At 56.3% G+C, this 11,910-nt stretch carries 11 protein-coding genes; all 11 read right to left on the bottom strand.

Features of this window, described 5'->3' with window-relative positions; all coding sequences use genetic code 11:
* Positions 1-51 precede the first annotated feature (51 nt).
* The 11 genes from purH to tdh all read right to left on the bottom strand — a co-directional run bounded on the left by purH (position 52) and on the right by tdh (position 11,805).
* Positions 52-1,587 (bottom strand): bifunctional phosphoribosylaminoimidazolecarboxamide formyltransferase/IMP cyclohydrolase, encoded by a 1,536-nt coding sequence (gene purH, locus NUV48_14895; GenBank protein ID MCR4443419.1) that lies wholly within the window; start codon positions 1,585-1,587, stop codon positions 52-54.
* Positions 1,580-2,209 carry a phosphoribosylglycinamide formyltransferase gene (purN, locus tag NUV48_14890; GenBank protein ID MCR4443418.1) on the bottom strand — a complete coding sequence of 210 codons (630 nt, stop codon included), beginning with the start codon at positions 2,207-2,209 and terminating at the stop codon, positions 1,580-1,582. The genes purH and purN overlap by 8 nt, the downstream gene beginning before the upstream one ends.
* Entirely contained in the window at positions 2,209-3,258 is a 1,050-nt protein-coding gene (purM, locus tag NUV48_14885) for a phosphoribosylformylglycinamidine cyclo-ligase (GenBank protein MCR4443417.1), read from the bottom strand. The genes purN and purM overlap by 1 nt, the downstream gene beginning before the upstream one ends.
* On the bottom strand, positions 3,237-4,706 hold the full coding sequence (gene purF, locus NUV48_14880; protein ID MCR4443416.1) for an amidophosphoribosyltransferase: 1,470 nt from the start codon (positions 4,704-4,706) through the stop codon (positions 3,237-3,239). Before purF ends, purM begins: the two co-directional genes overlap by 22 nt.
* Positions 4,688-6,892: a phosphoribosylformylglycinamidine synthase subunit PurL gene (gene purL / locus NUV48_14875; GenBank protein ID MCR4443415.1), complete on the bottom strand. Its 2,205-nt coding sequence runs from the start codon at positions 6,890-6,892 to the stop codon at positions 4,688-4,690. The genes purF and purL overlap by 19 nt, the downstream gene beginning before the upstream one ends.
* Complete coding sequence (gene purQ / locus NUV48_14870) at positions 6,889-7,593, bottom strand: phosphoribosylformylglycinamidine synthase subunit PurQ (protein ID MCR4443414.1); 705 nt, start codon at positions 7,591-7,593, stop codon at positions 6,889-6,891. The genes purL and purQ overlap by 4 nt, the downstream gene beginning before the upstream one ends.
* Positions 7,593-7,844: a phosphoribosylformylglycinamidine synthase subunit PurS gene (purS, locus tag NUV48_14865; GenBank protein ID MCR4443413.1), complete on the bottom strand. Its 252-nt coding sequence runs from the start codon at positions 7,842-7,844 to the stop codon at positions 7,593-7,595. Before purS ends, purQ begins: the two co-directional genes overlap by 1 nt.
* Positions 7,844-8,560 (bottom strand): phosphoribosylaminoimidazolesuccinocarboxamide synthase, encoded by a 717-nt coding sequence (locus NUV48_14860; protein MCR4443412.1) that lies wholly within the window; start codon positions 8,558-8,560, stop codon positions 7,844-7,846. Before NUV48_14860 ends, purS begins: the two co-directional genes overlap by 1 nt.
* Positions 8,561-8,566: 6 nt before the next feature.
* A complete protein-coding gene (gene purB / locus NUV48_14855; protein MCR4443411.1) occupies positions 8,567-9,880 on the bottom strand; it encodes an adenylosuccinate lyase in 1,314 nt (437 codons plus the stop codon).
* A gap of 48 nt (positions 9,881-9,928) precedes the next feature.
* Complete coding sequence (purE, locus tag NUV48_14850; protein ID MCR4443410.1) at positions 9,929-10,432, bottom strand: 5-(carboxyamino)imidazole ribonucleotide mutase; 504 nt, start codon at positions 10,430-10,432, stop codon at positions 9,929-9,931.
* A gap of 341 nt (positions 10,433-10,773) precedes the next feature.
* Positions 10,774-11,805 (bottom strand): L-threonine 3-dehydrogenase, encoded by a 1,032-nt coding sequence (gene tdh, locus NUV48_14845; GenBank protein ID MCR4443409.1) that lies wholly within the window; start codon positions 11,803-11,805, stop codon positions 10,774-10,776.
* Between the last annotated feature and the right edge of the window lie 105 nt (positions 11,806-11,910).

Genomic DNA, 11,910 nt, shown 5'->3' with positions numbered 1-11,910 from the left:
TTGATATGAAAGGATTCTAAAAAATAAAAACTAATATTTCGTAAAGTCATGCTAGTGCTTGAAGTGGCGGATGCCCGTAAACACCATCACCAGGCCGTACTCGTCAGCTTTCTTGATGGTGTCCTCGTCACGAATGGATCCGCCCGGCTGGATGACGGCCTTGATCCCCTGGCGGGCAGCCAGTTCCACCGTGTCGGAGAATGGAAAGAAAGCGTCGGAAGCCAGCACCGCGCCCCGCGCCCGGCTGTCGGCCTGCTCCAGGGCAATGCGGGCCGCGCCCACGCGGTTCATCTGCCCGGCGCCCACGCCGATAGTCTGCTTATCCTTGGTGATGACGATGGCGTTAGATTTTACATGCTTGACCACCTTCCAGGCAAAGAGCAGTTCGTCCAGCATGGCCTCGTCGGGTTTTCTCTGGGAAACCACTTGCATGTCCTCTTTCCGCAGCAGCGCTTCATCCCATTCCTGCACCAGGAACCCGCCGCTTACCGGTTCAATCCAGTATTCTTTCTCTTGCTTTTTTTCTTCGCCCATAGCCAACAGCCGCACATTAGGCTTCTCGGCCATGACCTTCAATGCCCCCTTGCTGAAAGAGGGGGCTATTATCGCTTCCATGAAGGTCTTGCTTACCTCCAGGGCTGTCCTTTCGTCCATCTCGCGGTTTAAGCCGATAATGCCTCCGAAAGCGGAAATGGAATCGGCGGAAAAAGCCCTTATATATGCCTCCAGGATGTCAAAACCCAACGCCGTCCCGCAGGGGTTGGTGTGTTTAATGATCGTGGCCGCAGGTTTTTCGAATTCCCTGACAACAGCCCAGGCCGCCTCCAGGTCCACCAGGTTGTTATACGACAGCTCCTTGCCCTGTAACTGCTGCGCGCCAGCCAGCGTCCCGCTGCTCCTGTTCGTCTTAATATAAAAGGCGGCTTTCTGGTGGGGATTCTCGCCGTAGCGCAGTTCCTGTTTCTTGTGCCCGGCGACAAACCAGGTATCGGGGAATTCATTGGGCTTACTTACCCTGCTTAAATAAGCGCTGATCGCCATATCGTACTCGGCGGTATGTGTGAACGCTTCAACAGCCAGTCTCAAACGCGTTTCCCGGTCGATTTCTCCCTTTTCCCGGAGCTGGGCGAGGATCTCCGGGTAGCGGTCCGGGTTGACCACAACAGCCACCCGCTCGTAATTCTTGGCTGCCGCCCTGACCATGGAAGGCCCGCCGATATCGATGTTCTCCAGGGCTTCCTCCAGGGTGACCCCGGGTCTGGCCACCGTTTCCCGGAAGGGGTAAAGATTGACAGCCACCAGGTCAAACGGCTTGATCCCCAACTTTTCAAGCTGCGCAAAGTGATCCGGTTCTTGTTTCGCCAGGATGCCGGCATGGATGCCGGGATGCAGTGTTTTTACCCTGCCGTCCAGGATTTCAGGGAATCCTGTTATCTCCGAAACAGGCGTTACCTCAATGCCCTCCTCCTGGATGGCTCGTGCCGTTCCCCCTGTCGATACTATGGCGTATCCGAGACTTTTCAGGCCTTTGGCAAAATCCGCAAGCCCTCTCTTGTCGGATACGCTGATCAGGGCAAGTTTACTCATTGATTTCACCTTCCTCTAGTATAATAACTTTTCTTCCCCGGCGGAGCACACGCCCTTCGCATAAAAGCTGCAAAGCTTCGGGGTAAATAATATGTTCCTTTTCCAGTATTCTCGCGGCCAGGCTTTCCTCGGTGTCGGAGGGAAGAACAGGCACTACCGCCTGGAGGATGATCGGACCCGAATCCACGCCTTCATCAACAAAATGCACCGTGCAGCCGCTGTAGCGAACACCATATTCCAGTGCCTGGCGCTGGGCGTGGAGCCCTGGAAAGGACGGCAGTATAGATGGATGGATATTGAGGATGGGAACACCGGCGGCTTTTATGAAATACGGCGAAAGCACCCGCATAAAACCGGCCAGGACCACGCAGTCGGCCCGGCTATACCTGACGACCCCCAGAAGAGCCTCTTCGTATTCCTCCTTTGAGCAATACCCTCGCGGGTTGACATAATAAGCCGGAATTCCCGCCAAACGGGCCCTTTCCAGGGCAAAAGCCCCTTCCTTGTCGCTCACAACCGCCGCGACGGATGCGTCCAGCCTGCCTTCGCGGCCGGCATCCAGAATGGACTGGAGGTTCGTTCCTCGCCCGGAAGCCAAAACAGCAAGCCGAAGATGCGCCATCAGTCAGTCCCCCTCACCGTAACGCCGGCAGCTCCTTCCACCACGCGGCCGATGACGCTGGCCTTTTCTCCCCTGCCGGCGAGCCAATCTTTCATTTTCAAGGTCTCCCGCGCTTCCGCAATAATGACGAAGCCGATCCCCATATTGAACGTGCGCAGCATTTCCCTTTTTTCCACCGGCCCTTCCCGGGCCAGCAGCCGGAAAACAGGGGGTATTTCCCAGCTGCCGTAGTCGATTTCCAAACCCAGGCCGGAAGGCAGCACTCTGGGCGGGTTTTCCAGCAAGCCGCCTCCCGTGATATGGGCCATGCCCTTAATGCAGAAATGGTCTTGAAGCTCCCGTACAATCCCCGCGTATATCCTGGTCGGTTTGAGCAGTTCCTCGCCCAACGAACAGCCCAGCTCTTCCACGTAGTCCCCCGCATTGTACCCGCAAACCTCAAAGAATATCTTGCGGGCCAGGGAATACCCGTTGGAGTGCAGGCCGTTCGAGGAAAGCCCGAGCAGCAAATCACCCGGTACGATTGTCCTGCCGTCAATAATCTTTTCACGCTCGACCACGCCTACCGCAAAACCGGCCACATCGTACTCGCCGGGCCGGTAGAAGCCGGGCATTTCAGCCGTTTCACCCCCGATGAGGGCACAGCCGGCCTGGCTGCATCCCTCGGCTATACCGGCTACTACAGCCGCCGCCTGCTCCGGTTCAAGCTTGCCCACAGCCAAATAATCCAAGAAAAAAAGGGGTTCCGCCCCAGAAACGAGGATATCGTTGACGCACATGGCCACGCAGTCGATCCCGATGGTATCGTGCCTGTTCATCAGCTGGGCCACTGCCAGTTTCGTGCCCACCCCGTCCGTGCCGGCCACCAGCACCGGGTTTTTATACTTTTCGGTATCAAGGGCGAACAGCGCGCCAAAACCGCCCAGGCCGCCCAAAACCTCCTGGCGAAAAGTCTTCTCCGCCAGGGGCTTAATCATCTCCACGGTCCTGTTTCCCTGGCTGATGTCCACTCCGGCCTCCCGGTAGGTCAATCCCGCACGCCCCCGCATGCCCTGGCCTCCTTCCTGTGATGCTGCGGCATCTCGAAGATGTGTTTGCCCAGTTCCTCCTGCGATGGAAGTTCAATCGGGTAAGACCCGCTCAGGCAGGCCGTGCAAAACCCTTTTGTCCGCCCAAGAGCGCGGTACAACCCTTCCAGGCTGAGATAATGCAGCGAATCGGCCGCAATAAACCTTCGTATTTCCTCCACCGTTTTTTGCGCGGCGATCAGCTCGCCTCTCTCCGAGATGTCTATCCCGTAATAGCAGGGATTCATCACCGGCGGCGAACTGACAAGCATGTGAACCTCTTTGGCCCCTTTTTTTCTGACCATTTCTACAATTGTTTTACTCGTGGTTCCCCTGACGATGGAGTCATCGACGATCACCACTTTTTTCCCTTCCACCAGGCTGGTGATGGGATTCAGCTTCAAGCGCACGCCCAGGTCCCTTTCGTTCTGTTCCGGCTGGATGAAAGTGCGGCCGATATAGCGGTTTTTCATAAGCCCCATGTCATACACCAGCCCCAGCTGTTCGGCATACCCCAGGGCTCCGGAAATGCCGGAATCCGGCACGGGTATGACCAGGTCGGCGTTGACCGGGTGTTCGAGGGCCAGTTCCCTGCCCATTGCCCGGCGGGCCTGCATGACATTGATCCCGTCGATGCTTGAATCAGGCCGGGCGAAATAAATGTATTCGAAAATGCAAACCGCCGGCTCATTGGGAGCAATAAACCTCCTGGAACGCATCCCGTCTTGGTCGATGGTCACGATCTCGCCCGGGGCGAAATCGCGGATAAATTCCGCCCCCAGTGTATCAAGGGCGCATGACTCGGAGGCTATGCAGTAGTGTTTCCCCAGTTTACCCAGGCACAGCGGGCGGTTTCCGAAAGGATCGCGGACCCCGATGATCTTGTCTTCCGTCATCACCACTAAAGAATAGGTGCCTTTCAGGTCGATTATGCATTTCATGATGGCTTCTTCTATGGCGCTTTGACCGTAGCGGGCAATCAGGTTGACGATGACTTCCGAATCGATGCTCGACTGAAACACCGACCCGTTGGCCGCCAGTTTCTCCCTCAACTCGGTGGCGTTTGTCAGGTTTCCGTTGTGAGCGACGGCGAGGCTTCCCTGCAGGTAGCGGCACACCAGCGGCTGGGCGTTTAACACCTGGCTGGAGCCGGTCGTGGAATAGCGAACGTGCCCGATGGCCATATTCCCCTTCAGTTTCCCCAGGATGTCCTCCGTAAACACCTCCGAAACCAGGCCCATAGCTTTGTGCACCTTGATTCCAACCCCGTCGGAAACGGCGATCCCCGCGCTTTCCTGTCCCCGGTGCTGCAAGGAATAGAGCCCGTAGTAGGTGACCCTGGCCACGTCCACGCCCGGCGCGTAAATTGCAAAGACGCCGCAGGCTTCTTCCATTTTATCAGGCCTTTTTTCTACGAATTCATTATGCATGGTATAGCCCCCCGATATTTTTCCGCCATGGTTTCAACTTCCAGGCGCACCTTCCAGCCGGAACCCGTAATGTTCAGTTCCGACCCGCCCACGTCTCCCAAAACCTTGTAGGGAACTTTGCTTGTTCTCAGGCGGTTGAGCACTTCGTCCACCCTGTCCTTCGGAGTGGTGATGATAATCCTCGACTGCGTCTCGCCAAAAAGCAGGCTGCTGGCCCGCACAGGTTCATTCAAGATTATTTCCGCTCCTATGCCTCCGGCAATGCAGCACTCGGCCAAGGCCACGGCCAGGCCGCCTTCCGCGCAGTCGTGGGAAGCGGTGACCAGCCCCTCTTTTATCAGGTCCAGCGCTGTCCTCTGCACCAGCTTTTCCAGCTGCAAATTGATTTCCGGAGGCCTGCCCGCTTCCAGCCCGTGAATCACGCTCAAATACAAGCTGCCTCCAAGCTCGTCTTTGTTCTGTCCCAGAAGAATGACAATATCCCCGTCGTTTTTGAAAGCCAGGGTGGAGACCTGTTCGAGGTCCTCGATCAAACCGATCATCCCCACCACGGGCGTGGGATAAACGGCCTCACCCTTGGTCTCGTTATAAAAGCTCACGTTGCCGCCGGTTACCGGGGTCTCCAGCTCCCGGCAGGCTTCGCTCATCCCGGCCACCGCCTCTTTGAACTGCCAAAAGATCTCCGGTTTCTCCGGGTTGCCGAAATTGAGGCAGTCCGTGACCGCCAGGGGAAGAGCGCCGGTGCAGGCCAGGTTGCGGGCCGCTTCAGCCACGGCGATCTGCCCGCCCCGGTACGGGTCAAGGTAAACGTAGCGCGAGTTGCAGTCAGTGGTGACGGCAATCCCTTTTTTGCTTCCTTTGACGCGCAGGACCGCCGCATCGGCCGCGCCAGGCCCCACCACCGTGTTTATCCCCACCATATAGTCATACTGCCGGTAAACCCACTCCTTGCTGGCGATGGTGGGCGTGCCGAGCAGCGTCAGCAAAGAGTGGCTGTAGTCTTCCATCTCCGGGAGCGAACCCAGATCATATTCCTGGGCCTGGAGCAGGTAAGACGGCTCCTTGGCTTCACGTTCATAGACCGGGCACGATTCGGTGAGCGCTTTTGCCGGGATGCGGGCCACCACCCGCTCCCCTTCCCTGACCGTCAGGTACCCGTCAGCGGTCACCTGGCCAACAACAACCGCTTCCAGCCCCCACTTGGCAAAAATGTCCCGGACATCTTTCTCCTTTCCTTTTTTCACTACAACCAGCATTCTTTCCTGCGACTCGGAAAGCATTATTTCATATGGAGTCATCCCCGTCTCGCGGCGCGGGATTCTGGCGATGTCCATGTCGATGCCCGTTCCCGCGCGGGAGGCCATTTCACACGACGAACTGGTCAGCCCGGCCGCGCCCATGTCCTGCATACCTACCACCCAGCCGGTTTTTACCAGCTCCAGGCAGGCTTCCAACAGCAGTTTTTCCATGAACGGATCGCCGACCTGCACGGCGGGCCGTTTTTCTTCCGAGGCCTCGTTCAGCTCCTCTGAGGCGAAAGTAGCCCCGTGAATGCCGTCCCGCCCCGTACGGGCGCCGACAACCATCACGGGGTTGCCCGGCCCTCCTGCCGTGCCCTTGGCCAGGTCCTGCCTGTCGATCAGCCCGACGCACATCACATTGACCAGGCAGTTTTCCTCGTATGAAGGATGAAAATATACCTCACCGCCAACCGTGGGGATCCCGACGCAGTTGCCGTACCCCGCGATGCCGGCCACCACCCTGTTGAAGAGGTAACGCGACTTCTTGCTCTTTTTAAGGGAACCGAAGCGCAGGGAATCCAAAAGCGCAATTGGCCGTGCGCCCATGGTAAAAATATCGCGGATGATGCCGCCGACTCCTGTGGCCGCGCCCTGGTAAGGTTCGATAGCCGATGGGTGGTTGTGGCTTTCGATTTTAAAGACTACCGCCTGGCCGTCCCCTATATCGACAACCCCCGCATTCTCCCCCGGACCCTGGATGATCCTGGGACCGCTGGTTGGAAATCTCTTCAGTACCGGTTTTGAATTCTTGTAGCTGCAGTGTTCGGACCACATCACGCTGAACATGCCGAGCTCAACCTCGTTCGGTTCCCTGCCCAGCAGTTCGACAATCCTCTGGTATTCCTCGTCCGACAGGCCGAGTTCGCGCCAATGGCCGTCCTTCATCGTGCTCCACCTTCCTCCCACCATTTAACAAGGGACTCGAACAGGCGCAAGCCGTCCACCCCGCCCATTATTCCCTCGGAACACCGCTCCGGGTGCGGCATCATTCCCAGGACATTGCCTTTTTCATTTATTATCCCCGCAATGTTGTGGAGCGAGCCGTTGGGATTGGCTTCCGCCGTGATTTCGCCGCCGGGGCTCGAGTAGCGAAAAACAACCCGTCCCTCTTTCTCCAGCAAATCCAACGTTTTCTTGTCGGCAACAAAGCTTCCTTCGGCATGGGCAATAGGTATCTTTACAACCTGCTTTGGAGCATAGCACCCGGTAAACGGCGTATCCGCACGTTCCACCCGGAGATAGGTGTCCTGGCACTGGAACTGCAGACTGGGATTGCGGATAAGCGCTCCCGGCAGCAGGCCCATTTCGGTCAGGATCTGGAACCCGTTGCAGATCCCCAGGATCAGCCCTCCCTTTTCCGCGTACTCCATGACGCTGTTCATCAAAGGAGAAAAACGGGCAATAGCTCCCGTGCGCAGGTAGTCGCCGTAAGAAAACCCTCCGGGCAGGATCAGGCAGTCGATCTCTTTCAGCTTTTCATCGCCGTGCCACAGGTATTCGACAGGCTGGCCGAGCACCCTGTCCACGACATGGAAACAGTCGGCGTCACAATTGGAACCCGGAAAGACAACGACCCCGAATCTCATCATTCTACCTCCGCCACTTCAAAGTAATAATCTTCGATGACGGGATTGGCCAGCAGCTTGGAGCACATCGTCTCAATTTCATATTTGGCTTTTTCCTGGCTTTCGCTCTGCAGGAGGACCTCAATGTGCTTCCCCACCCGCACATCCTCCACTCCCTGGAAGCCAAGCGACTTTAAGGCTTTCAGGACGGCGCTCCCCTGGGGGTCCAGGATGCTCTTCTTAAAAGTCACGGTTACCACCGCTTTAAACATTACTGTTTACCTCCCTTAAGCCGCCTGTATATCTCCTGGTAAGCCTCTTCCACCCTGCCCAGGTCGCGGCGGAAACGGTCCTTGTCCAGTTTCTCCTGGGTGGCCGTGTCCCAGAAACGGCAGGTATCGGGGGAAATCTCGTCTCCCAAAAGGATTTGACCCTTGTGGCGCCCGAATTCCAGTTTGAAATCCACCAGGTCCAGGCCAAGCGGTTCAAGATGGGCCAGCAGAACCCGGTTAACCTGCAGGGCCATGTCCTCAATGGTCTTCATTTCCTCGTCCGCCGCCAGGCCCAGGGCTTTGATGTGATAATTGTTAATCATGGGGTCACCCAGTTCGTCGCTCTTGTAATAAAACTCCAGCACGGGAGAAGCCAGCCTCGTTCCTTCCGGCCTGCCCGTGCGTTTGGCCAGGGAACCGGCAATGATATTGCGGGCCACCACTTCCACCGGGATTATTTCCAGCGCCTTGACCAGCATGCTCCTCTCGCCGTTCAACTCGATAAAGTGGTTGGGAACCCCTTTCTCGGCAAGAAGCCGGAAAAAGATCGCGGATATCTGGTTGTTGTAATAGCCTTTATCCCTGATCTGGCCTTTTTTTAGCCCGTTGAAGGCGGTGGCGTCATCCTTGTAATAGACGTGAAAAACATCAGGGTCCGAGGTTTTATAAACCTTCTTGGCCTTGCCCTCGTAAATCTGCTCAAGGATTTCTACCATAACAGTTTATTCTCCTTTCCTTGAATTGAGCAATCCTGCCCGCTTAAAGATATAGTCGACATGCTTGGTGTGATAATTATAATCGAAGAGTTCCTCCACCTCAACTGGTTTTAAGAATTCCATTATCCGTTCGTCCGCCAGGACCAAAGACTTGAAGTCCTTTTGCTCGTCCCAGGCCCGCATGGCGTTCTGCTGCGTGAGCCTGTAAGCTTCTTCCCTGGCCAGTCCCTTCTCCACCAGCGCCAGCATGACCCGCTGCGAAAAAACGAGGCCCAGTGTCCTCTCCAGGTTGTTTCTCATGTTGGCGGTGTTGACCTTGAGGCCGCGCAGGACCCTGGTCAGCTGGTCCAGCATGTAGTGAAGGAGAATAGTGCTGTCAGGCAGGATGACCCTCTCCACCGAGGAATGGCTGATGTCCCTTTCATGCCAGAGAGCGACGTTTTCATAAGCCGCCACGCTGTTCGCCCGTACAACCCTGGCCAGCCCGGAAATCCTCTCTCCCATGACCGGGTTTTTCTTGTGCGGCATGGCGGAGGACCCTTTTTGCCCCGCCCCGAAAGGTTCTTCCACCTCCAGCACTTCAGTGCGCTGGAGATGCCTGAGCTCGGTGGCGAACTTGTCCAGGGAACTGGCTGCCACCGCCAGCACGGACAGGTAATGGGCATGCCGGTCGCGCTGGATTACCTGCGTGGAAACCAGGGCCGGTTCAAGCCCCAGCCTTTCGCAGACATACTCCTCCACGCGGGGCGAAACATTGGCAAACGTCCCCACGGCACCTGAAATCTTCCCCACGGATATTGTCCTGACCGCTTCTTTCATCCTGGCGATGTTGCGCTCGTTTTCCGCATGCCACAAGGCCATCTTCAAACCGAAAGTGATTGGTTCGGCATGGACGCCGTGCGTCCTGCCCATCATCAGGGTATCCTTATGCTCGACGGCCTTTTCTTTTATCGCCTCGCCGAGATCCGCCATCTTCTCCAGGATCAGTTCCCCCGCCTGTTTGAGCTGTACGGAAAGGGCCGTGTCCAGGACATCGGAAGAGGTCATTCCCAGGTGGATATACCGGGCCTCTTCCCCGACGTATTCGGCAACGTTTGTCAGAAAGGCGATGACGTCGTGCCTCGTTGTTTCTTCGATTTCCTTGATCCTTTCGATGTTGAAACGCGCTTTTCTTCTTATTTCACGGGCGGCTTCGCGGGGAATGAGGGCCAGTTCGGCCATTGCCTCGCAGGCCAGGATCTCAATTTCCAGCATTACGGCCCAGCGGTTCTCCTCCGCCCAGACTTTTCCCATTTCCGGCAGGGTATAGCGGTCAATCATTCACGTTTCCTCCTGTGCAGTAACATAACAGCGCCGCCAGGAAACCGTTCATATTTCCTGCGCCAGCTGCTGGATTTTTTCGTTTTTGGCCTCGACTTCCAAGGCCATCTTTTCCTTGTAGGCAGCCATTTTCTCGCGCAGCCTTTTATCCTTTGCGCCCAGGATCTGCACCGCCAGCAGGGCGGCATTCCTGGCGCCGTCAATCGCCACCGCGGCGACGGGAATACCGGAAGGCATCTGGGCAATGGCGTACAGGGCGTCCTGTCCCCCCAGGCTGGTGGAATTGATGGGCACCCCGATCACGGGAAGCGGAGTGACGGCCGCCAGCACGCCCGGCAGGTGGGCCGCGGCGCCGGCCCCGGCAATAATCACTTCCACGCCCCTGCCCGCCGCTTCCCGTGCCAGCTGCAAGGCCCGTTCGGTGGCGCGGTGGGCGGAAGCCACGTGGACTTCGTATCCAACTTCAAATTCTTTCAACGTCAAAGCCGCTGTTTTCATTACGGGCCAGTCCGAGTCGCTGCCCATGACGATAATGACCTCTTTTCCCGGCAAAACACACACCACCTTTTCTCAAGTATATAATAAACAAAAGGGTGAGACTTGTCTAACCGTCGAGCCAAGTATCACCCTACCCAATGGCTGAGTGCGAACTGCGAACTTACAATCATATCTTAATTTATTTTTATCCTCTGTGTCAATAAAAAACGAACATTCCCGGGAAATGTTCGTTTTTTTATTCGGATATGGCTCCCGGCCTGGCATTTACAATATGTCCTGCGCATCAACAGCCGGTTGCTGGTTGACGGCAAAGCACCGGCCGGACAGTTGCTTGTGAGGACTCAATTCCCCGTCCCGCCGCTTTATAATGGCAGCAGAACGCAGCGTCCCTTGCTTTACGGGATGAGGACAACCTTGCAGGCTTCACCCGTTTTGAGCAGGTTAAACCCTTCCTCAAAGCTCTCCAGGGGCAAAACATGTGTGATGATCGGTTCAACAGGCAAGCGTTTCTTATCCAGCATGTTTTTCATCCCCGTCCATGTTTCAAACATTTTCCGGCCGTGAATACCGGTGATAACCGCTTCCTTGAAGACAACATCCGCGCCCAGGTCAATACACAGGGGTCCGGAGGGCAAACCGACAAGCGCCGCGCGCCCGCCCTTTCGCAGGTATTTAAATCCCTCCTGAATGGCCTTGCTGTTTCCCGAGGCATCGATAAAACCGTCCACACCGAGCCCGCCGGTCAGCTTAAGTATTTCCTGGACCACGTCCTGCTCTTTAGGATTAAACGTGTAATTGGCACCCACCTTCAAGGCCAGTTCCAACCTGCTGAGGATAACATCCACGGCGATAACAGCGGCAGCCCCCATGGCCCTGGCGGAAACAACCGCCAGCAGACCTATGGGGCCCGCGCCGATAACGGCCACCGTCGCTCCGGTAACCTGGAGCTCAAGACATGACCGGAAAGATGTCCCCAGCGGTTCCAGGATTGCCCCGATCTCCGGGGGAATAGTGGGAGGTATTTTTATGGCGCAGGCTTCCGGAATCCTGGTATAACGGGAAAAACACCCGTCAGTATTGACGCCGTATATGGTCAGCCTTCCGCAGATGTGCTGGAGACCGTTTTTACACTGGTAGCACTCCCCGCAGGGGATATGAGTTTCACCGGCTATGTAATCGCCTGTTTTTAGAGTCGTCACCCCTTCCCCCACGGCTGCCACCTCGCCGCTGAATTCGTGCCCCATGACCAGCGGCAACTTTATTTTAGCATTCTGGGCCCACGTGTTCCATTCATAAATATGCATATCGGTCCCGCATATCGCGGCAGCCTTTACCCTGACCACCACTTCGTTCTTCCCCGGCTGGGGCACGGGAATTTCCACAAGCCTTGCCCCTTTTCCGGCTTCCGTTTTAACCACTGCCGTCATTCCATCCACTTACAAGGACCTCCCTTTTTCTCCCGCATATTAATTTTATTCAGGACTTATGCAGTTCCAGGATAATATTCCCAGTTCCACAGCCTGAATTCTAAA

Source organism: Peptococcaceae bacterium (genome assembly GCA_024655825.1).
GTDB lineage: Bacteria > Bacillota > Peptococcia > DRI-13 > PHAD01 > JANLFJ01.
The sequence above is the reverse complement of the archived record's forward strand: the minus strand, read 5'-3'. Positions and strand labels throughout refer to the sequence as shown.

What these genes read in the sequence shown, in the direction of transcription:
- purQ (MCR4443414.1), bottom strand. Translation starts at nt 7,593, where the DNA reads ATGAGATTCGGGGTCGTTGTCTTTCCGGGTTCCAATTGTGACGCCGAC.
- purM (MCR4443417.1), bottom strand. Translation starts at nt 3,258, where the DNA reads ATGCGGGGGCGTGCGGGATTGACCTACCGGGAGGCCGGAGTGGACATC.
- purB (MCR4443411.1), bottom strand. Translation starts at nt 9,880, where the DNA reads ATGATTGACCGCTATACCCTGCCGGAAATGGGAAAAGTCTGGGCGGAG.
- purH (MCR4443419.1), bottom strand. Translation starts at nt 1,587, where the DNA reads ATGAGTAAACTTGCCCTGATCAGCGTATCCGACAAGAGAGGGCTTGCG.
- purS (MCR4443413.1), bottom strand. Translation starts at nt 7,844, where the DNA reads ATGTTTAAAGCGGTGGTAACCGTGACTTTTAAGAAGAGCATCCTGGAC.
- purF (MCR4443416.1), bottom strand. Translation starts at nt 4,706, where the DNA reads ATGCATAATGAATTCGTAGAAAAAAGGCCTGATAAAATGGAAGAAGCC.
- purN (MCR4443418.1), bottom strand. Translation starts at nt 2,209, where the DNA reads ATGGCGCATCTTCGGCTTGCTGTTTTGGCTTCCGGGCGAGGAACGAAC.
- purL (MCR4443415.1), bottom strand. Translation starts at nt 6,892, where the DNA reads ATGAAGGACGGCCATTGGCGCGAACTCGGCCTGTCGGACGAGGAATAC.
- tdh (MCR4443409.1), bottom strand. Translation starts at nt 11,805, where the DNA reads ATGACGGCAGTGGTTAAAACGGAAGCCGGAAAAGGGGCAAGGCTTGTG.
- NUV48_14860 (MCR4443412.1), bottom strand. Translation starts at nt 8,560, where the DNA reads ATGGTAGAAATCCTTGAGCAGATTTACGAGGGCAAGGCCAAGAAGGTT.